Below are 23,988 nucleotides of genomic sequence, written 5' to 3' on the forward strand. Positions count from 1 at the left end.
TGGATTGTTGGATCGTTTCAAAGTATCAAACTTGCAGAGTCGCAGAGTTGAAAAGTCGCAGAGTTTTTATTATAATTAATTTCCAGCATCCAGCATCCAGCATCCACCTTCGAGCATCCAGCATCCAACTTCCAGCTTCCTTCTTCATTTCTTCTTTCCTCTTTCTTCTTTCTTCTTTTCTCTTTTTCACTGTTCACTGCTCACCATTCACTGCTCACTACTCACTATTCACTATTCACTACTATCCCATAAATTCGTAACTTTCAAACATGAAAAAACTTCTTCTTATTCTAGCACTAGCCATGCTCACTTCTGCCTGTAAGCACCAATCCAATGGCATAAAAACTGAAGTCTCTAACAATCCGGCGCAAGATGCGCTCACTCTAAAACTAGATAGTATTTCCAAACAAGGACCTATAATTGGTTTTTCGGTTGCTGTGGTCAATCTAGATGGGGTTATTTACAATGAAGGGTTTGGCTATGCAGATATTGTAAATAATAAAAAATACACGCCTCAAACGCTTCAGAATATAGGATCCATTTCAAAAACTTTAATTGGGATCTCACTACTGAAAGCTCAGGAATTGGGGAAGCTAGAACTTGACGACGCTGTAAACACATTTTTACCTTTTAAAGTAATTAATAAAAAGCATCCTGAAACACCAATAACGCTTCGGCAGCTGGCAACACACACCTCCTCTATTTTAGATTCAGATTATTATGGAATGTCTTATGTGCTTATCGACAACGAACTAGCTCCAAATGAGCGAAGTATGGAATACTTTCAAGCAGCCGAAACCAAAACCTCGATGGAGGAATATTTAGAAAAAGTAGTGGGTGAACATGGGGTTTGGAATACAGACGAAAGTTTTGCCGATTATGCACCAGGTACGATGTATGAGTATTCAAATATTGCAGCTACCTTGGCAACATTGGCAATTGAAAAAGCAACCGGCTCGTCTTTTAAAGAGTTTACTAAAAAACATATACTTGATCCTTTAGAAATGAATTCCTCCGGCTGGTCGAACTCTGATATTGATATTTCACAACGCTCAAGATTATTTATTAATAAGGATACCCTAATTGCAAAATACGAGCTTATTACCTATCCGGATGGCGGATTTATTAGCTCCACTGCCGACTTAAGCCGATATCTCATCGAATTAATGAAAGGGAAGGCAGGAAAAGGCACGATATTAAATCAAGTTAGCTATAAAGAACTTTTTGCAAAGCAATTAACAAAAACTCAGCTTCCTGAAAGAGCTCAAGACGCTAATTCGGGGATATTCATGGATTTCTCAAAGCGCGGACTAGGACATTCGGGTGGAGACCCGGGAATTGTTACATATATGTATTTTAATCCTGAAACTAATATTGGAAAAATAGTATTTGAAAACACCGACTTTGAAGAAGACAGAGCGGTTATTAACAGTTTTAAAGAGATCTGGAAAACCTTAGATTTGTTTGAAAGTACACTTTAGCAAGAAATTCTTGGATCATTTCAAAGTTTCAAAGTTGAAAAGTCGCAGAGTTTTTATTATAATTAATTTCCAGCATCCAGCATCCAACTTCCAACTTCCAACTTCCAACTTCCAACTTCCAGCATCCAACATCCAACATCCAGCATCCAACTTCCAACCCATTAAACCTCCTTCCGAAGCACTTCTAAGGGAGAACTTCTTAATACGCTGCGGATATTGCTTAATCCAATTCCCAGAACCAATAATGAAATCCCTGGTAAGAACACCAAAAATGGAATTGCCGAGGGTATAAAAGGTTCCTTAAAAACAAGGATGGCCAACAGCAAACTGCCTAGCAATGCTAACAGAATCCCGACTAAACTACCCAAAATGCCTAAAAACAAATATTCCAATGCTGCGATATTTAGTATTTGAGAATTTTTAGCCCCCAAAGTTCTCAGCAATACACTTTCCTTAATGCGTTGATATTTACTATTTCGCACAGAACCTATCAAAACAATAATCCCAGTAAGAATACTAAAAAATGCCATAAAATTGATAATCCATGAAACCTTGTCTAATATGTCTTCCACGATTGTATAAACCTGCCGTAGATCCAGGATAGTCACATTTGGGAATTTCGCCACTAAATCACGTTGCAAAGCAGCCGAACTTTCGTCATCAGGTACGTAGGTCGTTAACACATTAAACTGTGGCGCATCTTCTAACACTCCCTTGGAAAATAATATAGAAAAATTGAGTTGTAAACGTCCCCAATCTACTTTCCGAATACTACCAATTGTTGTTTCCATGAGCACCCCTTGCACATTGAAAACAATAGGATCGCCCACAGTTACTTTAGCATCCGCAGCCAGATTATCGGAAATTGAAATTATAATAGGATCTTCCGGGTTTTGAACGGGAGTCCACTCCCCTTCAATTATTTCTTCAGATTCGATAAGTGACTCACGATAGGTCGTCCTGAATTCGTGATTTAGGAGCCAACCTCTTATTTGACTTGTACTATCTTGCCTAATTGCATTCACAAGTTTTCCTTTAATGCTGTGCATCCTCATTGTAACCAAGGGAATATTATCAATTAGTTTTAAATCGTTGGCATCAAATGTTTTTACAATTGCATCAAGCTGATCACTTTGAACATCTAAAGTGATAAGATTCGCGTTTTCCGAAGCCGATCCAACCTCTGTTTTGGCCAATAAAATGTCTTTGGTAAAATATAGGGTACTGATTAAAAATGTTCCCAAACCTATAGCCACAATCAGCACTAAGGTCTGATTATTAGGACGAAATAAGTTCAACAAACTTTGTCTAACCGTAAAACCTGCACGCTTCGGAAAATAGGTTTTAACGACTTTCATGGACAAGATTGCAATACCCGCTAAAATGGCAAAGGTCACCAAAGTCCCCGCTACAAATGCAAGTGCAAATTTCCAATCATTGAGGAGCCAAAGTGAGAATCCGAAGAGAAATAAAAGAATCACCGTAAAAATTACAAGCCTTGCTCTCTTTGGTTTTTCTGAAGGAGTTGCCCCAATGCGTAAGACTTCTAATGGAGAGACATACCAAGTACGTATCAAGGGTAATAATGCAAACAATACCGACATGAAAAATCCGAGTAACACACCCATAATCAGAGGTTGAAGGCTAATACTGACTTCAACATCAAAGGGTAAAAACTCCTTTAAAATAAAAGGAAATAGTTCCTGAAGCACGGCGCCGATACCGGTACCGATGAGACCCCCAATGATACCTATTCCGGAGATTTGTATGAGAAAAATCAAGAAACTTTGTCTTCTTGTTGCACCCATACATTTTAAAACGGCTACCGCAGTTAGTTTTTCTTTGATATAGATATTTACAGAACTTGCAATCCCAATACAACCTAATAACAAGGCGATGAAAGCCGCCAGATTGAGAAATTTACCCACATTATCATAGCGTTGCCCTAAACGTTGGCTCGTGCTTGTATGCGTGTCTAAATCGACGTTTTCTGCATCCAACATAGGATCTAGTTGTTTTTCTAAGAGCACTAAATCTAAGTTTGGTGCTTTATAAAAGAACTGATACTCCTTCCGACTTCCAAATTGTAAGAGTTCGGTTTCAGCAATAAAACGATTCGGAATCACAATAGTTGGCGCTACAGACGTTGAGATAGCAGTACTTCCGGGAATAGCTTTTAGCGCTCCGGAAATTGGTAGGATGACCTCCCCTATTTTTATAGAATCCCCGGGGTTTATATCAAACTGAAGCATCAGGGTAGCATCCACTAAAGCTCCTCCATCTTTTTGGTAGTTTAAAGCTGCGGAAGCCGGTTCAGTCGTCATCTCACCATAAAATGGAAAGTCACCTTCCAGGGCTCGAACTCGTACCAATTTGGTGCCTTCATTCTTCGGAAAAGCAATCATTGAAACAAAGTTTACTTCCGAAGCATCAGGTTTTAAAGAATCAATAATTGCCTGTGCACGTTCATTTGGAAGCTGATTACTATCGATGATAAAATCGGCACCCATTAATTGTTTTGATTGTCCTTGGATATTGTCCTTGAGATTCTGGCTAAACAACTGGATGGATACTACCGCGGCAATCCCCAAAATAATTGACGCCATAAAAAGTAATAAGCGTCCTTTACTTGCTTTTGCATCTCGCCAAGCCATTTTAAAAAGCCAGGCGGTGCTGCCTTTTGATGTGAAGATTGGTTTACTCAAAATACAGCCGTAGGTTCATTCGTTAAAATTTGCCCACCTTTTAATTTCAATATTTGTTGCGTTCTATTGGCTAAGTCTAAATCGTGCGAGATAATCACTAAAGTTGTACCGGCATCTTTGTTAAGATCGAACAGTAATTGAATGACTTTTTCTCCGGTTTCCTCATCTAGATTCCCTGTAGGTTCATCTGCAAATAAAATGGAAGGAGAATTGGAAAAGGCTCTTGCCAAAGCCACTCGTTGTTGTTCACCTCCTGATAACTGGGACGGATAGTGATGCAAACGATCAATAAGGCCCACTTTTTCCATTAATATTTTCGCTCTTTTAGTAGCATCTTTTGCGCCTTGTAATTCCAATGGTACACTAACGTTTTCAAGTGCCGTAAGCGTAGGCAATAACTGGAAATTCTGAAAAATAAATCCAACTTCCTTGTTACGCAATTGCGCTCGTTCATCTTCGTTTAAAGTGCTTAAATCATAACCACATAATTCAACGCTACCAGAATCGGGTTTATCCAAACCAGCACAAAGGCCTAGTAAGGTTGTTTTTCCGCTTCCTGAAGGTCCGACAATGGAAAAAGTCTGTCCTTTCTTAACATCGAAAGTCACATTTTGCAAGACCGTTAATTGTTTGGAACCGCTGGTGTAGGTTTTTTCTAGCCCGTTAATCTTTAATATCTTTGGCATCTAATTTTTAATTTATTCGGCAAATCATGCATAAGCTCACAATTATACAAAGGTTCTTAAATACGGCGCATGATATGCAAGTAAACGTCTTAAAGTTTTGTTATTTTCCAATGGTTTTGGTGTTGCTGTCGTGTGGTAACGACGTTAAAACCAAACAGCAGGAACAAACAGTTACACCCACCACTTCCGAAACTACGATAACCAAATCAAATTCAAAAAAGACGATACTGTGTTTTGGCGATAGTATCACCGCAGGCTATGGTCTGGATGATAGTAATGATGCCTTTCCTGGGATACTTCAAACTAAAATAGACTCTTTGGGCTTAGATTATGTAGTTGTAAATTCCGGATTAAGTGGTGAAACATCGGCTGGCGGAAGCAGTAGAATAAAGTGGGTGCTCAATGAGGAGATCGATGTTTTTCTTTTAGAACTGGGTGCTAATGATGGATTGCGTGGTGTTCCTTTATCTGAAACCCGTGCCAACCTACAAGCTATTATCGATGCTGTTCGTGCTAAAAATCCGAATACTACTATTATTCTCGCGGGTATGGAATTACCTCCCAATATGGGACAGGTTTATACGTCTGAATTCAGATCACTTTTCGCTGACCTGGCAAAGAAGAATGATTTAAAATTTATTCCGTTTATTTTAGAAAACGTTGGTGGTATTGCTGAATTGAATCAGAATGATGGTATTCATCCTACGATCGAAGGTCACAAAATTGTAGCAAATAATGTTTGGGAAGTTTTGGAAACGGTGATTGGTGTGCGGTGAATGGTGAGCAGTGAACAGTGAACAGTTAGTGGTTAGTGGTTAGTGGTTAGTGGTTAGTAATAATAAAAACTTGGAATTTTGGTATAATGAATCTTTAAGCGTTCCTTCAATCCAACTATCTAATTATCCAGGAATCCATCATTATTTATCCTCGCCTTTGAGACTTTGCGCACCACTAACGATCCAAAAATCTAAGAATCCTAGAATCTAAAAATCCATCATTGAAACTTGAACGCTTCCTTGAGCGAACCATTAGTATGGGTGTGATTGGATATGAGCTTCTTCCCTATTGAAGTAATAGCAAAACTTAGCATTTTAAACTTTTGTTAAAAAAGAATGAACATTCATTTTTGTGTTTACCTTTGTGCTTCAAATTAGAAAAGCATGGCCATACTTCAAAAAAGCATCGATAAGCGAAACGCCTTAATTAAGGCAACTATAGAGCTGGTTAACAATGCAGGTTTCCACGCAACTCCGATGAGTAAAATCGCTAAAATGGCTAATGTTTCACCAGCGACAATCTATTTATATTTTGAAAACAAACAGGATTTAGTAAACAAAACATATATAGAAGTTAAAGCTGAATACACAAAATATGCCTTCGAATCCTATGACGAAAACATGTCGGTTGAACAAGGCTTTGAAATTATCTGGAAGCGTATTGCAGATTTTAAACTGAACGATTCCGAAAACGCCATGTTTTTAGCACAATGTGATAATACTCCAATGATTGATGAACTTAGCAGACAAGAAGGTATCAAGCATTTACAACCACTACTTGACCTCTGGGCTCGTGGGAAGAAAGAAGGAATTATAAAACCAATTTCAGATTATCTATTGTATGCTTATGCTATCAATCCATTGTCATTTTTAATGATGTCTCAAAAACGTGGCGCAATTATTTTAGATAGAAAACATATTGAAGAAGCGTATCAATCGGCTTGGAACAGTATAAAAACCTGTGACCAATAAAATATAAAACATAAAGAATTATGATACAGACCATTTTATTAAAAAGTCGACCTGAAGGAAAACCTTCCATTTCAGATTTCGAATTTGTAAGTGAGGAATCTAGTTTAACAATTTACCAAGGCCAAATACTTTTAGAAACAGCATACGTTTCTGTAGATCCTTATTTAAGAGGAAGAATGAACGACGCTAAATCGTATATTCCACCTTTTGAGTTAAACAAACCAATACAGTCTGGGGTTATTGCTAAAGTAATCGAATCTAAAAACGAAAAGTTTAAAGAAGGTGATTTTGTATCGGGAATGTTACCTTGGAAAACAAAACAAGTAGCTAACGGGGAAGGACTTTTAAAAGTTGATCCTTCCAAAGCTCCCTTAAGCGCATACTTAGGGATTTTAGGAATGACAGGTCTAACAGCCTACACAGGTCTAACTCAAATAGGAAAACCTATTTCTGGAGAAACACTAATTGTTTCCGGAGCGGCTGGTGCCGTTGGAAGTGTTGTTGGACAAATAGGAAAAATCCTCGGACTTACTGTCATTGGAATTGCCGGTACAGATGAAAAGATTGATATGTTAAAAAGTAAATTTGGCTTTGACGCTGGTATCAATTACAATACAAGTAAGGATATTAGAGCAGAAATTGCCAAAGCTGCACCTAATGGTGTTGACATCTATTTTGATAACGTTGGTGGCCCTATATCTGATGCTGTGTTATACAATATCAACCGATTTGCAAGAATCGTGATCTGTGGCGCCATCTCTGTTTATAATAGTAAAGAAGTCCCAAAAAGTATTAGTGTCCAGCCTTTTCTAGTGAAAAATAGTGCATTAATGCAAGGATTTATTGTTTCTAATTATGCTGAAAAGTTTCCTGAAGCAATGAAGCATTTATCAGGGTGGTTAGCTGAAGGTAAACTCACATACACTGAAACTATCGTAGATGGTTTTAAAAATATTCCGAAGGCTTTTATCGATTTATTTGAAGGTAAAAACAAGGGAAAAATGATTGTTAAAATTTAATACCAAGAAAAGAAGATGAACAATTTTGAATTTAAAAATCCGACCAAAATTATCTTTGGAAAGGACACTATTAAAAATTTAGAGAACGAAATTCCTAAAGACGCCAAAGTATTACTACTATATGGTGGAGGAAGTATCAAGAAAAACGGCATTTACGACCAAGTAAAGACGGCTTTGGCTAAGATAGATGTCATTGAGTTTGGAGGAATTCCTGCTAATCCGGAGTATACTGTATTAATGGAAGCTTTAAAAGTAATCAAGGCCGAAAATATTACATATTTATTAGCTGTTGGTGGTGGTTCTGTAATTGATGGAACTAAGTTTTTATCGGCTGCAGCACTTTTTAAAGGCGATACTCCATGGGATATCTTAGCAAACAACATTAGAACCGAGAAAGGGATGCCTTTCGGTACCGTTTTAACTTTACCGGCAACGGGTTCTGAAATGAATTCGGGTTCAGTGATTACAAGAGCGGAAACAAAAGAAAAACTAGCCATGGGTGGTCCAGGTTTATTTCCTCAGTTCTCAATATTAGATCCACAAGTGATAACTTCCATTCCGGAACGCCAATTAGCAAATGGATTGGCAGATGCTTTTACGCATGTTTTAGAGCAATATATGACCTATCCAATTGGTGCCTTGCTACAAGATCGTTTCGCTGAAAGTATTTTACAAACGCTTATTGAAGTTGCACCAAAAGTATTAAAAGATCCGACAGACTATAAGGCAGCCTCAAACTTTATGTGGAGCTGCACCATGGCTTTGAACGGATTAATACAAAAAGGTGTTCCAACAGATTGGGCGGTACATGCCATGGGACATGAGTTAACAGCATTATTCGGTATTGACCACGCTCGTACTTTAGCAGTTATTGCACCAAGCCATTATAAATTTAATTTTGAAGCTAAAAAAGAAAAATTAGCTCAATATAGTGAACGTGTATGGAACATTACTCAAGGAAGCACAGATGATAAAGCCTATGCCGCTATAGAAAAAACGGAAGCGTTTTTCCATCAATTAGGAATTGAAACTAAACTATCTGATTACGCAAAAGACTACGAAGGAACTGCCGAGAAAATCTCAAAACGTTTTACGGATCGTGGTTGGACAGGATTAGGAGAACATCAAACACTATCACCAGATAAGGTTGAAAAAATTGTAAAAATGGCTTACTAATTTTAAATATGAAAATGCTTAGATCAATGGCACTAGTTCTTACAATCATTACAGCATCAGCTTGTAATGAGACTAAAAAGGAAACACTTTCTGAAACAGTTTCCGAAGAAAAAATAGAATTTAAAAAAGAAAAAGAAATGAACATATTATTTGTATTAACATCTCACGATCAATTAGGAGATACAGGAAAAAAAACGGGCTTTTGGGTTGAAGAGTTTGCCAATCCATACTACACTTTATTAGATAAAGGAGCGAACATTACAATTGCAACACCAAAAGGAGGCGCTGCACCCATAGATCCAAGTAGTGACTCTCCAGATGCTGCGACTGATGCTACAGATCGTTTTAATAATGATGCTGTAGCTAAAGAAAGAATTGCAAATACCACAAAATTATCTGGTATAAATCCAGATGATTTTGATGCTGTCTTTTATCCAGGTGGACATGGTCCATTGTGGGATTTAGCAAACGATAAAACTTCAATTGCTCTAATTGAAAAGTTTAATAGCCAAGAAAAACCTATTGCTTTAGTATGTCACGCGCCAGCTGCTTTAAAAAGTGTTAAAGATTCTAACGGAAATCCAATAGTAAAAGGAAAAAAAGTTACAGGATTTACAAATACTGAAGAAGCTGCTGTACAATTAACAGATATTGTTCCTTTTTTAGTTGAAGATATGCTTAGAGAAAATGGTGCTATCTACTCTAAAAAAGAAGATTGGGCCGCTTACGCAATTCAAGATGGTAATTTAATTACGGGACAAAACCCAGCTTCCTCTGCATTAGTTGCTGATAAACTATTAGAAAGTTTAAAATAATCAAATTTATAATTATGAAAAAGGTTGTCTATAATGGACAACCTTTTTTTGTTATTAACCGATTTTGAAACAGTGGTCAGTCATCAGTATTTAGTTAGTATAAAAAGAATTGAGTTGTCACTTCGAGTGATTTCTTGAAGTGAAGCGTAAAGAAATAGTATCGAGAAGAAGCAGTAGTGAAAATAGAATCTTTGGAGTTTCTACATTTTATTTTGTCCAACATATCAATTATTCCGAAGCCATAAACCAAAAATCAATTGTCGCCATAGAGGATTGTCTATTTTGACTTTCAGGTCTTTCACTATTATTTGGCCTACCTCCTCCTCTACCTCCCGATGGACGGCCTCCGCCTCGTTTTTTCGATTCGGGTCTTCTTGAACTATCATCCTCTTTCGGTTTATGATCTGGTAGTTTCCCGGTTTTTACACCTATTGCTAATTTTGAAAAATCTTCTTTTGAATTCGCACTAATTCTTCGCTTTGGGATCTTTAAACGATACTCTAACAGTCCTTTTTGTGGATCGTATATATAAGACAAAGAAGTATCCAATGAGTTTAAAAGAATGTGAAACTGCTCTTGTGAATCGAAGTAATTATATGCTGCCTCTTGTGGTAAGTCGTTTTCAATAAGTTTAGCTATTTGCTGTCTTCTCTTGGTTTCTTCTTCCGAAGTCTGAAAACCATCCAATGGAACTTGCCCCTTATTAAAATTTGTCTTAACAGGTTCAAGGGGGTATTTTATATATACATTTTCTTTTTCCTTCCCTTTTACATCAAAAAACACGGTAACTCCCAAGCTAAGCATAGACATGATGATGTCATTATCTTTTGTACTTATACTTAGTTGCAGATATTCATTATCCTGAACAACTTTATAGGTTAGGCTTTCATTAAAAACTTCAGTTGTATCTACTACAACTGAAGTTTTTGGGTTTTTTGCACTTACTGAATAGATGGTGCATACTAATAGTAATAAAACTGTTTTTTTCATATTTAATTCATATCAATTATACCTACTACTTCATACGCTCTAGTTCCGTCTACTTGTACTTTTTCGTATAAAATATTTGCGTATTCGTAATAACTTTGACCGTCTATAGTCACTTTTTCGTAATCCTCCGGAAGTTCATAAACAATGGTACCTACTTCTGGATCTACAACCTCATATTCGTTATTTATATACACGTAAAATATTCCTTGCGCATTGTAATAATCGAAGGTATTGTATTGCACCCTTTTATAATTTATAGGTAATGTTTTAACTCTAAATCCAACTTTTGGAGCAATCACTATATATCTCCCTCTAGACTGGGTATAATATTTGTTATTTGCATAATAGTAGTTCTGATTATTATGAGTAATAACAGTCTTATTTGGAACAGTTCGTACTGAAACTACTTTCTTTTTAGGTGTTTTGTACGTTACTTGATTACTAGGTACTCTTCTACTCTTGGAATTAATTTTAGTCGTTGATTTAGGGGTCGTTTTTACTGTTTTACTTGTTGTTGTCGTTGTAGTTTGACGTGTTTGTGCTGAAACTTGTGTTGTGAAAGCCACTAAAAGGACTACCGGGACGATGTATATTTTTATAAATGCTTTCATAATTTGTAAGATTTAGGTTCTACATTATTTAAAACTTTGACACAATATTGTATCGATAGTTTAAAGGTACCAGAATAGCCATTCCTATAAAAAGCAAATAGACGAGTGCCTGTATTGTATCTACGAATAGTGATAATGTATGGAAGGGTTTGAAATATGACGCTTAAGAATTAAGCGAATTATTAGTTACAAACTCCAGGAATTTAGGTTTGTATTGTTCTGAAACCGTGATACGTTGCTTATTGATAATAATCTGACTCCGCTCAATAACTTCAATGTTTTTTAAGGACACAATAAAAGAGCGATGTACTCGCATAAAATGTGTTTCTGGGAGTTCTTCTTGTAATGATTTTAAACTCATTAGCGTTAATATAGGCTTCGGGTTATCTTTCAGCCATATCTTAATATAATCTTTAAGCCCTTCAAAATACAAGACATCTGCTAGCTTAATGCGTAGTTGTTTGTATTCAGATTTTACAAAAAGGAATTCCTTTTCTGCGGAAAGGATTGTTTGCCGATTCCGATTTACCAATTCAAACCAAGTGTTTGCCTTGTTGGCTGCCACCAGGAATTCGGCATAATCGAAGGGTTTTAATAAGTAATCAAGGGCTTCCACTTTGAAGCCTTCTAAGGCATATTGATCAAAGGCAGTGGTAAATATAACGCGTGTTTCTTTTGGTAGCATCTTTGAAAACTCAATGCCCGTTAAATCCGGCATCTGGATATCCAGAAACAGTAAATCAACTGGTTCGGATTTAAAAAACTCCATCGCATCAATAGCGCTGCTACACTTCTTTTTTAATTCTAAAAAAGGTGTTTTTTTAACATAACTTTCAACCAAATTTAGCGCCATAGGCTCATCATCTACAATGACACAAGAAATTTTTATGTTGCTCATAATTTAGTTGGTTTCAATTTCTAATTTTGCAATATAACGATTATCTATTACTGAAGTTTTAAAACTACTTTTATTTGGATATAATAACTCCAATCGCTTTTCAATATTTGGAAGTCCGATTCCGGAACCACTTTTATCGTCGGTTTTCTTCGGAAAGTTATCATTTTCAGTAGTAAATGAAACTACCTTATCTTGTAGCGTCATGTTTATTTGAATTGTACTTTCTTTACTTGCCGAAACCCCATGTTTGAAGGCATTTTCAATTAAAGAGATAAACAACAAAGGGGCTATTTTAATACCCGTTTCTTCTGAAGGAAAACTATAATTCACCATAGTTTTATCTGAAACGCGCAACTTCATTAAATCGATATATTTTTTCATGAAATCAATTTCCTTAGCTAAAGGCACCAATTCCATATTCGTTTCATACAACATATACCGCATTAACTTGCTTAAACTATGTATAGAGGTTTTGGCTTGCTCAGGTGATATATCGACTAATGCATAAATGTTATTTAAGGAATTAAAAAAGAAATGTGGTTGTAATTGGTAATGTAAATGTTGTAACTCAGATTGAAGTTTAAAATTAATAGCTTCCTTCCGTTCAGCCTCCGTTCTAATCCATCGCTTTGTTGACTTTAAAGCAATAGAAAAGAACAATGGCGCCATATAAGACAATAATTGTATATAAATAGCTATTTTAAACGATGGTCCTCCTCCTTCATCCTTTTGAACACGCCTTTTACCGATATCCTTAAAAAAATTGTCTTCAATATTTTCTTTCAAAAATAAAAACAATGCAATAATTAATATATTGATAACGATAAACTGAATTATTTTTTTCGGAAATAAAAACCGATCTATCAATACAAAATAATTAAAATAGAAGATGATTGCCGAAAATGCTAACGGGATCCAAAAATGAGCTACAACCCTATTAACATCTTGATCTTGTCCGTACGACAATAAATAAGGTAAGCAGAATAGCATAAGCCACACTAACACATGTGATAAATTCGTTATTTTTTTATTCTGATACATAATTTATTATTCGTAACGCAAAGCGGTTATTGGATCTAGTGCAGAAGCTTTTCTGGCAGGATACCATCCAAAGAAAATCCCTGTTACAGCACAAACTAAAAACGAAATTACAATTGAATACAGAGCAACACTTGTAGGCCAATTTAAGAATTTTTCAATAAACACAGTAGAACCGAGTCCTAATAATACACCTAAGGCACCACCTGTGACGCTTATTAAAATAGCTTCTATTAAAAATTGCATTAAAATATCAGCTCCTTTTGCTCCAACAGCCATTCTTAATCCAATTTCTTTGGTACGTTCTTTTACAGACACATACATAATATTCATAATACCTATACCACCAATTAAAAGTGAGATACTTGCTACAGCTACTAATAATAAAGTTAACATCTCACTTGTAGAACTAAAAGTAGAAATAAGCTCTTCCATAGACTGTACACTAAAATCGTCCTTACTTGGATGAGATATTTGATGTTGAATTCTCATAATTTCTGAGACTTCAGTAACAGCATTTGGCGCATCGTCTTCACTTATTGCCGAAGCCATAATTTGACTGATATAATCAATAGCCAAAATACGTTTTTGTACGGTTGTATATGGTGCAATAACCACATCATCTTGGTCTTGACCAAAGGTGTTTTCTCCTTTTACTTCTAATACACCAATCACTGTAAATGGAATATTATTAAAACGAATCATCTGTCCAATAGGATCTTGCCCATCAGGAAACACATTGTCCACGACCGTTTGCCCAATAAGTGCCACTTTAGAAGCCGTTTTTACTTCGGAATCTGTAAACATACTACCGCTTTGCAAATCAACTACTTTAATTTTGAGATAATCTGGATTTACGCCATATATATTTGATGGCCAGTTGTTAGAACCATTTATAACTTGTCCTTTACCAGTAACCAATGGTGTTGCATAACTTAAAAAGGTGGCTTGTTCTTTAACGGCTTCATAATCTTTAAGGGTAAGTGTTTGCATCTCATCTGCACTTGCGCGAACACCACTACTTGAAGCAGAAGCAGGTCTAATAGTAATAATATTAGAGCCCATACTTGAAATGTTTTCGCGAATACTTTCTTTAGAGCCTTCACCAATAGCGAGCATTGCAATTACCGATGCCACACCTATAATGATGCCTAACATAGTTAGTAAAGTTCTCATTTTATTAAGAACGATGGCTTTAAAAGCGATTTTAAATAAATTTAATAGTCTCATAATTAATGATTTTCTTTAGGTAATTTTGCTAACTGTTCTTCTGCCGATTGTATGTTGTGATTTTTATAATCTTGAATTATATTTCCATCTTTTAATACAATGGTTCTGTTGCTAAATGTTGCAATATCCTGTTCGTGCGTTACAAAAGCGATAGTAATACCTTGTTCGTTTAACTCTTGAAAAATAGACATAATTTCATAGGCAGTTCGTGTGTCCAAGTTTCCTGTTGCTTCATCGGCAAGTAACATAACAGGATTATTAACTAATGACCGTGCAATGGCAACACGTTGTTGTTGCCCTCCAGAAAGTTGTGAAGGTGTATGGTCTAATCTTTCGCCCAAGCCTACTTTTTGCAACGCTTCAATAGCACGTTTTCTGCGTTCTTCTGTGGAAACTTTACTATTATATAATAGCGGTAATTCTACATTTTCGATAGCAGATGTTCTTGCCAATAAATTATAGGATTGAAAAATAAATCCGATTTTTTCATTACGTATGGTTGCTAACTGATTTTTAGTAAGGTCTTTAATCTTAACACCATCAATTTCATAGTTGCCAGATGTAGGTTGGTCTAAACAACCCAAAATATTCAACATCGTACTTTTTCCAGAACCAGATGAACCCATAATGGTTACAAACTCGCCTTCTTTTATATCAAACGAAATACCTTTTAACGCGCGTACCGTTTCGGATCCCATGGTAAATTCGCGTTTTAAATCTTCTATTTTTATAATTGCTTTGCTCATAGTATTATCTTTTTCCTCCACCTCTTGTGGTTGATGGCATAAATGGACTTTCACTTTTTTCTGCTGTTGTCGCTTCTTTTGTACTAACGCCTTCTAAACTATATACTAATTTGTCACCTTCAGAAATTCCTTCTAAAATTTGAACGTTAACGCCATCACTTGCTCCTAAAGTGACTTTTTGAGATTTTATTTCTCCTGTACTACTATAAACCCACACAACGCTACCTTTGTCTTCATATGTTGGTCTTTCTGTTGATCTTTCTGTTGATCTTTCATTTGTTTGTTGTGCCGTAAGATTTTGTTGTTCATTATAAGCTGTTAACTCTAGACGTGTTGGTTTAAAGTTAATGGCTTTGGCTTCAGCTGTTAATACATCTTTTAATTCTAAAGTGTAAATAGAAATGATAGCTGTTAAACCTGGTTTTAATTTTAAATCAGGGTTATCTGCTTTAATCACTACCGTATAGGTTACCACATTTGAGGTTACCGTTGGGTTTAATCGTACTTGTGTAACAACGCCTTCAAATTCTTCTCCTAAATAAGCATCAACAGTAAAACTAACACGTTGCCCTTCTTTCACCTCTCCTATGTCTGCTTCATCAACATCAGCTTCTACCTGCATTTCTTTTAAGTCTTGAGCAATTGTAAACAAGGTTGGTGTACTTAAACTTGCGGCTACAGTTTGACCTTCGTCAATGGCTCTCGATAATACCACACCATCAATTGGCGAAAATATATCGGCATAACTTAAATTGGTTCTCGCTTTTTGTAAATCAGACAAACGTTGAGTCACTGTGCTTTTTGCAGTTTCATAATTGAAGTTTGCATCATCAAAATCAGACCTACTTATTACCTGACTGTCGTATAATGTTTTTTGACGGTCATAAATAGTTTTGGCGTAGTTTTTTTGATTTACAGCATTATCATAAACAGCTTGTGCCTGCGATAATGTAGCTAACAGATTAGTTTTGTCTAATTCGGCAATTAATTGTCCTTCTTTAACTTCACTGTTATAATCAACAAATATTTTTTCGACCACACCAGAAACTTGTGTACCAACCTGTACTTGCGTAATAGGCTCAATGGTTCCAGTTGCTGTAACCATGGTGGTTACATTTGCTTTTTTAGCAGTAATCGTTTTTGCTTCGATTACAACACTAGTATCTACTTTTAAAAAGCTATAGGCTACAAAAGCTAGTATTAAAACTACAATACTGCCGATTATGATGTTTCTTTTATTTTTCATGATGCTTAAATTTGAATATCGTTTCCTTGATAAAACTGTAATAATTGATGGTATAAAATGGTGAGGTATTTAGCCTGTAAATAATTTTGTTGTGTATTGGTGTAAGTATTCTGGCTAATCACTAAATCTGTAGTGCTTAACCCTCCTAATTCATATTTTTTCTGTGCCAATTTATACGATTGTGCTGCTGCTTCTTGTGATGCTTCTGCCGCTATAAGCTGTTCTTGCGAAGAGATTGCATTTTGATACGCAGTTTCTACCTTTAAATAGACCTCTTTTTCTGTATTTTGCTTCTGAAGCTGAGCTTTTTCAATAGTAATAGAAGCCGTTTTTACAGCAGATTTGGTCTGATTTCTATTGAAAATTGGGATGCTTAACGAAAGTCCTATTTTCTGATTGAAGTTAAAATCAAACTGATCTGTAAAAGTAGTAGGGTTTATACTCGTATACCCGGAACCTAAACTCCCATTTAAAGACAAGGTTGGTAAATAGCCTCCTTTTACAATGTCTAGCTCTTTTTCTTTGGAAGCAATATCTAAATTACTAACCTCAATTTCTGGCAAGTAACTAAGTGCTTTCGCATAAATGTCGCTTTTATTACCTTCTAGCATTATCAAATCCATAGTTTCATCTATAGTTTCAACCTGAATGTCTTCAGTAGGCGGTAACTCTAATAATTGTTTTAAAGTGATGATATATTGTTAATAGTTGTTTTTAGCTGAAATAACATTGTACTTATTGGTAGCTGCCTGACTCTGAGCTTCTGTATAGTCACTTAACGCAATAGAACCTGCGTCCAATCGCGCTTTTGCTCGTAATACTTCTTTTTCGGAAGCTATTAAGTTGTTTTCAGCAATTGTAATTCCTTCCTTACTATATAAAGTTTGTAAATAGGTTTCTAACAAACTCACTACAATATTGTTTTTTGCTTCTTCTTCTAAAAATTCACTTTGTTGTAGCAAGATTTTGTTCTGCTGAATCTGATTGTTTAATTGATTTCCTTTAAACAAGGTTACCGAACTTGTAATCCCAACATTTGTACTGTTAATTTGATCAGTTACAAAATCACTCGTAATAGGATCTATGGCGTTTCCGCTAGAAAAATTTTGAGAAGCATTCCCAAACAAATTTGGAAGCCGTGCAGATTTTGCTCTGTTATAATCTACTTCTGCGATAGTAGTATTTAAAGCAGCCTCTTTAGCCGTGATATTATTTTCTAGTGCGTACTCAATACAATCTTCCAAAGTCCATACTTTCGAGCTTGGATTCGTTAAAGCTTCTTGTGCAAAAGAAAACTGCATAATTAAGAAACTTGATATGATTATAAATAATTTCATTTTTTTGAATGTTTTACAATAACAATTCAAAGGTGAAACTATATGCCATCTTATTAAACCGAAATAGATGTTTGCAGTAATTACCTATATGAAAGGCATAATTTTGTCGATGAGATTATTTCATATGGAAGACATCTTGATAACATTTTCATGAAAACGATAAAAAGCTCCAGGTATTAACTGGAGCCTTTTTATGCAATAGAGGACTACTGCATGGGTTATTTTACTGTTTTTCGCTAAAGAGACTGGTGTTAAATTAGCTAGTGATAAATCTATCAATATCAGATTTCTTAATCTCAGGATTCGCGCCTTCGCTACTGGCTACAATTGCACCCACAACACATGCAAAATCTATGGCTTTTTGTGGTGAAGACTTTTTCAATAATTCATTAATCAAAGAGGCTAAAAATGAATCCCCGGCGCCGACTGTATCTACTACCTTAATTTGATATCCGCTATTATAATAAAAGTTACCATTATCATATAGGATAGCACCATGACGACCTTTTGTAACACATATCGAATTGGTGTTAGTTTGTTCTGCGATAAATTTAACAGTTTGTTCTAAAGATCGTCCGGAAGCTCCATACTGCTTGGATATTTCGAAAATTTCATCGTCGTTAAACTTAATAAAATCAGCTTGGCCCATTAAATGATTTAAAACCTCATTGGTATAGTATGGTTCTCTAAGGTTAACGTCAAAAATTTTATAGCTTGCCAGCTTTAAAAGCTCATAGAGCGTATTTCTTGAAACATCATTTCTTGCAATTAAACTTCCAAAAATAAAAGCATCCGCATTTTTTGCTAAATTCTTAACGTCTTCAGTTAATTGAATATTATCCCAAGCTCTTGGAAATTTAATATCATAAGAGGCTGAACCTTTTCTATTCAGCATAACGTTGACTTTTCCAGTTTTTAGTTTCCCATCAATTTGAATATGTTCTACACTAATACCGCGTTTCTTAATAAGGTCAATTATTTCTTCACCTTTGGTATCATCTCCTATGCTACTAATTATAGAGACATTATTCTCAAAAGATTTTAGTCTAAATGCAACATTTAAAGGAGCCCCACCAATTTTTTTGTGATTAGGAAAAACATCCCACAATATTTCGCCAAAGCAAACTATATTTTTCATCTAAATTTCATTTAATACATTACTATTAATATCCTTCACCGATTTCTCTATGCCATTCTGTACGATGTTTTGGTACGCTTTGATGTATGCTTCAACAAAAGTTTCATTGCTTTTAAGTTTCCCGAAAATGGATTCTATTTCTAAAAAGGCTTCGGGATTCTTTCTGGATAGGATCGCTTTTTCATTTAAAACTATTTCCATAGCATCTTTAATAATTAGTTGCGTCCCAAATTCATTTACACCGACGCTATATATTGCAAAAGCAGCAATTACAAAAGCTGCATAATCAATGGATCCTTTTTTCTCTAGCTGCTCATATACAACGGGCAAAATGAATATTGGAATTTTTGCTGAACTCTGAGAGCAAATTCTATCAATTTGGTCTTTTATATAGGTATTACCAAACCTTTGTATTAATGAAAATTTATAATTTTTTAAATTTACACCCTCTAAACCTCCTAAAGTTGGGGTTACTTCATTTCCCATATAAATCCTTAAAAAAGAACTAATATCTGCATTACTTGCCGCTTCATCTATTGTAGAGAAACCATATAATGCCCCTAAAATACCTAATACAGAATGTCCTGCATTTAGTAATCTTAATTTCATTTTTTCATACGGAACAACATCTTCGACAAATTGTGCACCAACGGTTTCCCAAGCAGGTCTTCCTTCTATAAAATCATCTTCTATAACCCATTGTTTAAAAGGCTCACAAACTACTGGCCAGGCATCATCTATATCAGAAGATTCTTTTAATATTTCAATATCTAGGGCTGATGTAGCTGGTGTAATTCTATCGACCATTGCATTTGGAAAAGACACGTTTGCTTCTATCCATGCCACCAATCCAGGTTCTGCCACTCGTACATAACTTAAAAGCATCTTTTTAGCTACATGACCATTACCCTGAATGTTATCGCAAGATTGAATAGTACAACCTTTTAAACTGCGTTCTTTTCTAAGCTTTAAAGCTTGTGTTAAATAGCCAAAAATAGTTTTTGGTGCTTGCGGATTATCTAAATCCTGCTGAATTAAAGTATTGCCAAAATTAAATGCACCGGTCGCTTCATCATAATTATAACCACCTTCTGTGATGGTTAATGATATGATTTTAACTTCTGGACTAGCCATTTTTTCAATCACTTTTTTTGGGTCTTCCGGAGCAAATAAATACTCTACAATAGAACCAATTACACTTTTGGTTAAAGAACCGTCTAATTCTTTTACAATCAATGTGTAAAGTCCGTCTTGTTCTTTTAATGTATTGTAAATTTTAGCGTCAAAATCTAACAATGCCACACCACAGATACCCCAATCTTTTGTGGTTTCATCATGTAACAACTGATCTGTGTAATATGCTTGATGTGATCTATGAAAACCACCAATTCCCACATGAACAATACCCGTTTTCAATATAGATCTATTATATTGAGGTACTAATACCTTAGCTGCAATCTGAGACAGGTTTTGATTATTTAGTTTAAAACTGGCCATTGTAGTTAACTTTTTTATTTGCTTTCAAATTTTTGAAGTAATACAGCGAATATAATGATACCACCTTTTACCACTTGTTGTGGGTAAGAAGGTACATTTAACAGATTTAAAATGTTACCTATCAAGCCTAAAATAAGAACACCTATTAGGGTATTTATTGCGGTTCCTTTACCTCCATTTAAACTTGCACCACCAATTACTACAGCGGCAATGGCATCCAATTCCCAAGCCATTCCCATGTTAGGTGACCCTAAATTTGTTCTGGAAGCAACAATTATTGCGGCAGTAGCCGCTAGAGCACCTGAAATAGCATAAACCAAAAATTTGTATTTATTTACTTTTATCCCTGATAATCGGGACGCTTCTTCGTTACTACCTAATGCGATAATCAATCTTCCAAAGACATTGTATCGAAGCATCACCATAGCCAATACAACAATAATTAAAAACACTATAGCAATGTTAGGAATACCTATAGTTGAATTGTTTGCAAAATCTGCCATGAATTCTCCCCCTGGAGATTTAAATGTAATAGGTGAACCCTTAGAGTAGATAAATCCTAATCCTCTTGCTATGGTCATTAAAGCTAGAGTTGCAATAAATGGTGCCATTTTTTGAAAGGCAACCAGATATCCTGATACGCTTCCTATACTAAAACCGATAATAATTGTCAATAAAATTGCTACTGGCAAAATCACTGTATTCACCAAAAGCGCGAAGATAACAGCCAGTAATGCGACTAAAGAGCCTACGGATAAATCGATTCCGCCGGTTAATATTACGATGAGCATACCAATACTAATAATACCTATACCCGATACTTGTTTTAACAAATTGGTAAGGTTTGCCGATGTAAAAAACACATCGGAGATCAATGCTGAAAAAATTACCAGCACTATAAAAATAAATATAGTGTTGTACTTTATTAAAAACTTAAGTATTCCTCCTGGGCTACTAAGCTGTTGTTTTATTGTTAAAGCCATAACTTGGATTTTTTAAAGATTAAACTGGATTATTTTATTGGTTCTCCAATGGAGTAACGTAATATGTTTTCTTCGGAAAATTGCTCTTTCTGTAATTCTCCATAAAAGGTGCCTTGATGCATCACAAGAATACGATCTGAAATCCCCATTATTTCTGGCATATCTGAAGAGATAACAACAATGCCGACGCCTTTTTTTGCAACTTCATTTATAAGGTTATAAATTTCCACTTTAGCGCCAACATCAACTCCTCGTGTAGGCTCGTCAATAATAATTACCTTACTATCTATGCTTAACCATTTAGCTAAGGCTACTTTTTGTTGATTACCACCACTTAAGTTTTTAACATCGACCTCACAACTTGGGGCTTTTATGTTTAACTTATCAATTAGACCTATTACATTTTTAAATTCCTTATCTACCTTTAAAAAGCCCAGATTAGTACAAATAGATTTAAAACTCGTTACACTAATGTTTCTTCTTATTGATAGCGGTAAAAAGACGCCTTCTTCTTTTCTATCCTCCGATACAAAACCAATTTCAAATCCTACGGCATCTACGGGTGATTTTGTTTTTATCTCTTTTCCATTTAAAATAATTGTTCCGGATTGCTTTTTACCGACACCAAAAATAAGTTTGGCAGTTTCTGTTCTACCACTTCCTCCTAAACCAGCAATGCCTAAAACTTCTCCTGGTCTTACTGAAAAAGAAACATCATGAACCAAGTTGTCTCTTGCCGTCAAATTTTTGACCTCAAAAATTGGCTCTTTACCTATTTCAATATCACGTACCGGAAATAAATCCTTTAGATCTCGACCAATCATGAGTCGTATTACACCGTCGGTATCTGTTTCTGAAACCGGTAGACTCCCAGTATCTACACCATCTCTGAGTACGGTAACAGTATCTGCTATTTTAAAGACTTCATCTAAATGATGGGAGATATAAATTATCGATATTCCCTGTTTTTTTAATCTGAAAAGGTTTTCAAATAATTTTTTAATATCGTTAGGGTCGAAAACCGTAGTTGGCTCGTCTAAAATTAAAACCTTGGTATCTTCTGACAAGGCTTTTGCAATTTCAACTACCTGTTTTTGAACAATACTTAAGTCTCTAACTCTCGCAGCAGCATTTATATCAAATCCTAAAGAATCAATTAATTCTTGTGCATCTTTTATTAATTCTTTCCAGTTCATCCAAAATTTACTGGCACCCATTTTATGCAAATAAATATTCTCCGCAACAGATAAGTCATTAACCAATGACAATTCTTGATACACCACACTAATGCCCAAAACTTGACCGTCATGCGTGTTTTTAGGGTTAATTTCTTTACCATTTAACAAAACCTTTCCTCCGTCCTTTTGATGAACACCACTTAAGATTTTCACCAGGGTCGATTTTCCGGCTCCGTTCTCGCCAAGTAAGGCATGAATTTCGCCATGCTTTACCCTTAAGTCCACACCTTCGAGCACTGAAACAGGCCCAAAGCTTTTTGATATTCCGGTCATTTCAACCCGGTATTCACTTTCTGAATTTTCCATATCAATTAGTTTGATTTATTAAAATAATGCCTTAGGATCGTAGTAATTAGCGGCATTCTCTTTTGTTATTAGTAAGGGTGGAGTAAACGATGTTTTTGAAAAATCTGTTTTTCCGTTCATATACTGTATGGCATACGTAACTGCATTTTTTCCAATCTGTACTGGACTATTCATTGCTGTACACCCGTAGAAATCTGTATCCATAATGTATTTAATAGCTTCTTTTTGACCATCGGCACCAGCAACAATTAAAATATCATCAGTTTTTCCTGCTTGAGCAATGGCTTTAATAGCACCTAACACACAAACATCAGACTCAGTGATTACGACGTTGACATCTGGATGTGCTACCAAAACATCTTCCATCGCTTTTAAGCCACCGGCATAAGACCACTCTGTGTACATTTGGGTCTTTATATCTAAGTCGATATGTCCTTGAGTTCTTAGTTGCTCCTCAGTAATGCCTAGTAACAGACCTTCCTTTCGTGTTTTTCCTACTGGATTTCCTGCATTTCCACTTAACAAAGCAATATTCATTTTTTTACTTCCAAATCGTTTAGCTAGCCACTCACCTGCCAATTGGCCATTCGCCAAATTATTAGATTGAATAGTAGTTACAAAATCAGCTGAAGGGTCTATAGAACTATCTATAATAAACACAGGAATACCCGCAGCTTTTGCCGCCTTGGTAACGCCAACTAAAGCATCAGGATCTAGGGGATTTAATAATAACGCATCAATACCTTTGGTAATTAAATCTTCTGTCGCTGCAATTTGCTTGTTAATGTCATTTTGCCCATCCGCCGACAAGAAAATCATACCATTATTTTCTGTAGTGGCTTTAATACTTTGAAATAATGCCTGATAATAAGGGGCATTTAAAGATGGTGTACAATAGCCAATTTTCTTACCTGTAAGGTCGATAGTAGTTTCAACCATCTCCTCATTGTCCTCCGCACTATTTACATCTGTTTTTGTCTGATCGCCTTGCTCAATGCAGCTAAACAGGCTAAAAATAATCGCACTTATCATTATGGGATTCATAAATTGTTTAAGTACCTTCTTAATCTCCATTGTCTTCATAATTAGTTGATTTAAGT

Annotated in this window: 23 protein-coding genes; 6 read left to right on the top strand and 17 right to left on the bottom strand. The window is 35.5% G+C overall.

Going from position 1 to position 23,988, the window contains the following annotated elements; translation table 11 throughout:
* Window positions 1–17 precede the first annotated feature (17 nt).
* Window positions 18–197 carry a hypothetical protein gene (locus BXY75_RS17120; RefSeq protein WP_170152855.1) on the bottom strand — a complete coding sequence of 60 codons (180 nt, stop codon included), beginning with the start codon at window positions 195–197 and terminating at the stop codon, window positions 18–20.
* Between the two features lie 72 nt (window positions 198–269).
* On the opposite strand from BXY75_RS17120, the gene BXY75_RS05815 reads away from it, so the two are divergent.
* Window positions 270–1,481, top strand: a complete 1,212-nt coding sequence (locus BXY75_RS05815) for a serine hydrolase domain-containing protein (protein ID WP_121906778.1) — start codon at window positions 270–272, stop codon at window positions 1,479–1,481.
* Window positions 1,482–1,642: 161 nt separating this feature from the next.
* Here BXY75_RS05815 and BXY75_RS05820 read toward each other — a convergent pair whose 3' ends face one another.
* Together BXY75_RS05820 and BXY75_RS05825 are read right to left on the bottom strand one after the other, a co-directional pair.
* The gene (locus BXY75_RS05820; RefSeq protein WP_121907366.1) at window positions 1,643–4,135 is read right to left on the bottom strand and encodes an ABC transporter permease; all 2,493 of its coding nucleotides are present in this window, start codon (window positions 4,133–4,135) and stop codon (window positions 1,643–1,645) included.
* Window positions 4,136–4,182: 47 nt separating this feature from the next.
* Complete coding sequence (locus tag BXY75_RS05825; RefSeq protein WP_121906779.1) at window positions 4,183–4,872, bottom strand: ABC transporter ATP-binding protein; 690 nt, start codon at window positions 4,870–4,872, stop codon at window positions 4,183–4,185.
* Between the two features lie 26 nt (window positions 4,873–4,898).
* On the opposite strand from BXY75_RS05825, the gene BXY75_RS05830 reads away from it, so the two are divergent.
* From BXY75_RS05830 to BXY75_RS05850, 5 genes are all read left to right on the top strand, one after another.
* Entirely contained in the window at window positions 4,899–5,648 is a 750-nt protein-coding gene (locus BXY75_RS05830; RefSeq protein ID WP_245962924.1) for an arylesterase, read from the top strand.
* A gap of 384 nt (window positions 5,649–6,032) precedes the next feature.
* Window positions 6,033–6,620 (top strand): TetR/AcrR family transcriptional regulator, encoded by a 588-nt coding sequence (locus BXY75_RS05835; protein WP_121906781.1) that lies wholly within the window; start codon window positions 6,033–6,035, stop codon window positions 6,618–6,620.
* 20 nt (window positions 6,621–6,640) lie between these two features.
* The gene (locus BXY75_RS05840; RefSeq protein ID WP_121906782.1) at window positions 6,641–7,639 is read left to right on the top strand and encodes an NADP-dependent oxidoreductase; all 999 of its coding nucleotides are present in this window, start codon (window positions 6,641–6,643) and stop codon (window positions 7,637–7,639) included.
* Between the two features lie 15 nt (window positions 7,640–7,654).
* Window positions 7,655–8,815, top strand: a complete 1,161-nt coding sequence (locus tag BXY75_RS05845; protein ID WP_121906783.1) for an iron-containing alcohol dehydrogenase — start codon at window positions 7,655–7,657, stop codon at window positions 8,813–8,815.
* Window positions 8,816–8,823: 8 nt separating this feature from the next.
* Window positions 8,824–9,630 carry a type 1 glutamine amidotransferase domain-containing protein gene (locus tag BXY75_RS05850; protein WP_211331810.1) on the top strand — a complete coding sequence of 269 codons (807 nt, stop codon included), beginning with the start codon at window positions 8,824–8,826 and terminating at the stop codon, window positions 9,628–9,630.
* 228 nt (window positions 9,631–9,858) lie between these two features.
* Here the strand turns inward: BXY75_RS05850 and BXY75_RS05855 are convergent, their stop codons facing one another.
* From BXY75_RS05855 to BXY75_RS05915, 14 genes are all read right to left on the bottom strand, one after another.
* Complete coding sequence (locus tag BXY75_RS05855; RefSeq protein ID WP_121906784.1) at window positions 9,859–10,620, bottom strand: hypothetical protein; 762 nt, start codon at window positions 10,618–10,620, stop codon at window positions 9,859–9,861.
* Between the two features lie 2 nt (window positions 10,621–10,622).
* Window positions 10,623–11,231, bottom strand: a complete 609-nt coding sequence (locus tag BXY75_RS05860; protein ID WP_121906785.1) for a DUF6515 family protein — start codon at window positions 11,229–11,231, stop codon at window positions 10,623–10,625.
* Between the two features lie 163 nt (window positions 11,232–11,394).
* Window positions 11,395–12,129: a LytR/AlgR family response regulator transcription factor gene (locus BXY75_RS05865; protein ID WP_211331811.1), complete on the bottom strand. Its 735-nt coding sequence runs from the start codon at window positions 12,127–12,129 to the stop codon at window positions 11,395–11,397.
* Between the two features lie 3 nt (window positions 12,130–12,132).
* A complete protein-coding gene (locus BXY75_RS05870; protein ID WP_121906786.1) occupies window positions 12,133–13,170 on the bottom strand; it encodes a sensor histidine kinase in 1,038 nt (345 codons plus the stop codon).
* A 6-nt stretch (window positions 13,171–13,176) separates the two neighbouring features.
* Window positions 13,177–14,397 carry an ABC transporter permease gene (locus BXY75_RS05875; RefSeq protein ID WP_121906787.1) on the bottom strand — a complete coding sequence of 407 codons (1,221 nt, stop codon included), beginning with the start codon at window positions 14,395–14,397 and terminating at the stop codon, window positions 13,177–13,179.
* Window positions 14,398–14,399: 2 nt separating this feature from the next.
* Window positions 14,400–15,143, bottom strand: a complete 744-nt coding sequence (locus BXY75_RS05880; protein ID WP_121907369.1) for an ABC transporter ATP-binding protein — start codon at window positions 15,141–15,143, stop codon at window positions 14,400–14,402.
* Between the two features lie 4 nt (window positions 15,144–15,147).
* A complete protein-coding gene (locus tag BXY75_RS05885) occupies window positions 15,148–16,389 on the bottom strand; it encodes an efflux RND transporter periplasmic adaptor subunit (RefSeq protein WP_121906788.1) in 1,242 nt (413 codons plus the stop codon).
* Between the two features lie 5 nt (window positions 16,390–16,394).
* On the bottom strand, window positions 16,395–17,012 hold the full coding sequence (locus BXY75_RS17265) for a TolC family protein (protein ID WP_245962925.1): 618 nt from the start codon (window positions 17,010–17,012) through the stop codon (window positions 16,395–16,397).
* A gap of 78 nt (window positions 17,013–17,090) precedes the next feature.
* The gene (locus tag BXY75_RS17270; RefSeq protein ID WP_245962926.1) at window positions 17,091–17,726 is read right to left on the bottom strand and encodes a TolC family protein; all 636 of its coding nucleotides are present in this window, start codon (window positions 17,724–17,726) and stop codon (window positions 17,091–17,093) included.
* Between the two features lie 256 nt (window positions 17,727–17,982).
* Window positions 17,983–18,864 carry a carbohydrate kinase family protein gene (locus BXY75_RS05895; protein ID WP_121906789.1) on the bottom strand — a complete coding sequence of 294 codons (882 nt, stop codon included), beginning with the start codon at window positions 18,862–18,864 and terminating at the stop codon, window positions 17,983–17,985.
* Window positions 18,865–20,361, bottom strand: coding sequence for a mannitol dehydrogenase family protein (locus tag BXY75_RS05900; RefSeq protein WP_121906790.1), 1,497 nt, complete (start codon window positions 20,359–20,361; stop codon window positions 18,865–18,867).
* A 14-nt stretch (window positions 20,362–20,375) separates the two neighbouring features.
* Entirely contained in the window at window positions 20,376–21,344 is a 969-nt protein-coding gene (locus BXY75_RS05905; RefSeq protein ID WP_121906791.1) for an ABC transporter permease, read from the bottom strand.
* A 29-nt stretch (window positions 21,345–21,373) separates the two neighbouring features.
* Complete coding sequence (locus BXY75_RS05910; protein WP_121906792.1) at window positions 21,374–22,888, bottom strand: sugar ABC transporter ATP-binding protein; 1,515 nt, start codon at window positions 22,886–22,888, stop codon at window positions 21,374–21,376.
* An 18-nt stretch (window positions 22,889–22,906) separates the two neighbouring features.
* A complete protein-coding gene (locus tag BXY75_RS05915) occupies window positions 22,907–23,971 on the bottom strand; it encodes a substrate-binding domain-containing protein (protein WP_245962927.1) in 1,065 nt (354 codons plus the stop codon).
* Window positions 23,972–23,988: the final 17 nt, after the last annotated feature.

Source organism: Ulvibacter antarcticus (assembly GCF_003688405.1).
In the GTDB taxonomy this organism is placed as follows: Bacteria; Bacteroidota; Bacteroidia; order Flavobacteriales; family Flavobacteriaceae; genus Ulvibacter; species Ulvibacter antarcticus.

Coding starts and splice junctions, on each gene's coding strand:
- BXY75_RS05860 (WP_121906785.1), bottom strand. CDS start 11,231: ATGAAAGCATTTATAAAAATATACATCGTCCCGGTAGTCCTTTTAGTG.
- BXY75_RS05880 (WP_121907369.1), bottom strand. CDS start 15,143: ATGAGCAAAGCAATTATAAAAATAGAAGATTTAAAACGCGAATTTACC.
- BXY75_RS05855 (WP_121906784.1), bottom strand. CDS start 10,620: ATGAAAAAAACAGTTTTATTACTATTAGTATGCACCATCTATTCAGTA.
- BXY75_RS05885 (WP_121906788.1), bottom strand. CDS start 16,389: ATGAAAAATAAAAGAAACATCATAATCGGCAGTATTGTAGTTTTAATA.
- BXY75_RS05830 (WP_245962924.1), top strand. CDS start 4,899: ATGCATAAGCTCACAATTATACAAAGGTTCTTAAATACGGCGCATGAT.
- BXY75_RS05840 (WP_121906782.1), top strand. CDS start 6,641: ATGATACAGACCATTTTATTAAAAAGTCGACCTGAAGGAAAACCTTCC.
- BXY75_RS05910 (WP_121906792.1), bottom strand. CDS start 22,888: ATGGAAAATTCAGAAAGTGAATACCGGGTTGAAATGACCGGAATATCA.
- BXY75_RS05845 (WP_121906783.1), top strand. CDS start 7,655: ATGAACAATTTTGAATTTAAAAATCCGACCAAAATTATCTTTGGAAAG.
- BXY75_RS05915 (WP_245962927.1), bottom strand. CDS start 23,971: ATGAAGACAATGGAGATTAAGAAGGTACTTAAACAATTTATGAATCCC.
- BXY75_RS05825 (WP_121906779.1), bottom strand. CDS start 4,872: ATGCCAAAGATATTAAAGATTAACGGGCTAGAAAAAACCTACACCAGC.
- BXY75_RS05815 (WP_121906778.1), top strand. CDS start 270: ATGAAAAAACTTCTTCTTATTCTAGCACTAGCCATGCTCACTTCTGCC.
- BXY75_RS05870 (WP_121906786.1), bottom strand. CDS start 13,170: ATGTATCAGAATAAAAAAATAACGAATTTATCACATGTGTTAGTGTGG.
- BXY75_RS05900 (WP_121906790.1), bottom strand. CDS start 20,361: ATGGCCAGTTTTAAACTAAATAATCAAAACCTGTCTCAGATTGCAGCT.
- BXY75_RS05820 (WP_121907366.1), bottom strand. CDS start 4,135: ATGGCTTGGCGAGATGCAAAAGCAAGTAAAGGACGCTTATTACTTTTT.
- BXY75_RS05895 (WP_121906789.1), bottom strand. CDS start 18,864: ATGAAAAATATAGTTTGCTTTGGCGAAATATTGTGGGATGTTTTTCCT.
- BXY75_RS05875 (WP_121906787.1), bottom strand. CDS start 14,397: ATGAGACTATTAAATTTATTTAAAATCGCTTTTAAAGCCATCGTTCTT.
- BXY75_RS17270 (WP_245962926.1), bottom strand. CDS start 17,726: ATGAAATTATTTATAATCATATCAAGTTTCTTAATTATGCAGTTTTCT.
- BXY75_RS05850 (WP_211331810.1), top strand. CDS start 8,824: ATGAAAATGCTTAGATCAATGGCACTAGTTCTTACAATCATTACAGCA.
- BXY75_RS05865 (WP_211331811.1), bottom strand. CDS start 12,129: ATGAGCAACATAAAAATTTCTTGTGTCATTGTAGATGATGAGCCTATG.
- BXY75_RS05905 (WP_121906791.1), bottom strand. CDS start 21,344: ATGGCTTTAACAATAAAACAACAGCTTAGTAGCCCAGGAGGAATACTT.
- BXY75_RS17265 (WP_245962925.1), bottom strand. CDS start 17,012: ATGGATTTGATAATGCTAGAAGGTAATAAAAGCGACATTTATGCGAAA.
- BXY75_RS05835 (WP_121906781.1), top strand. CDS start 6,033: ATGGCCATACTTCAAAAAAGCATCGATAAGCGAAACGCCTTAATTAAG.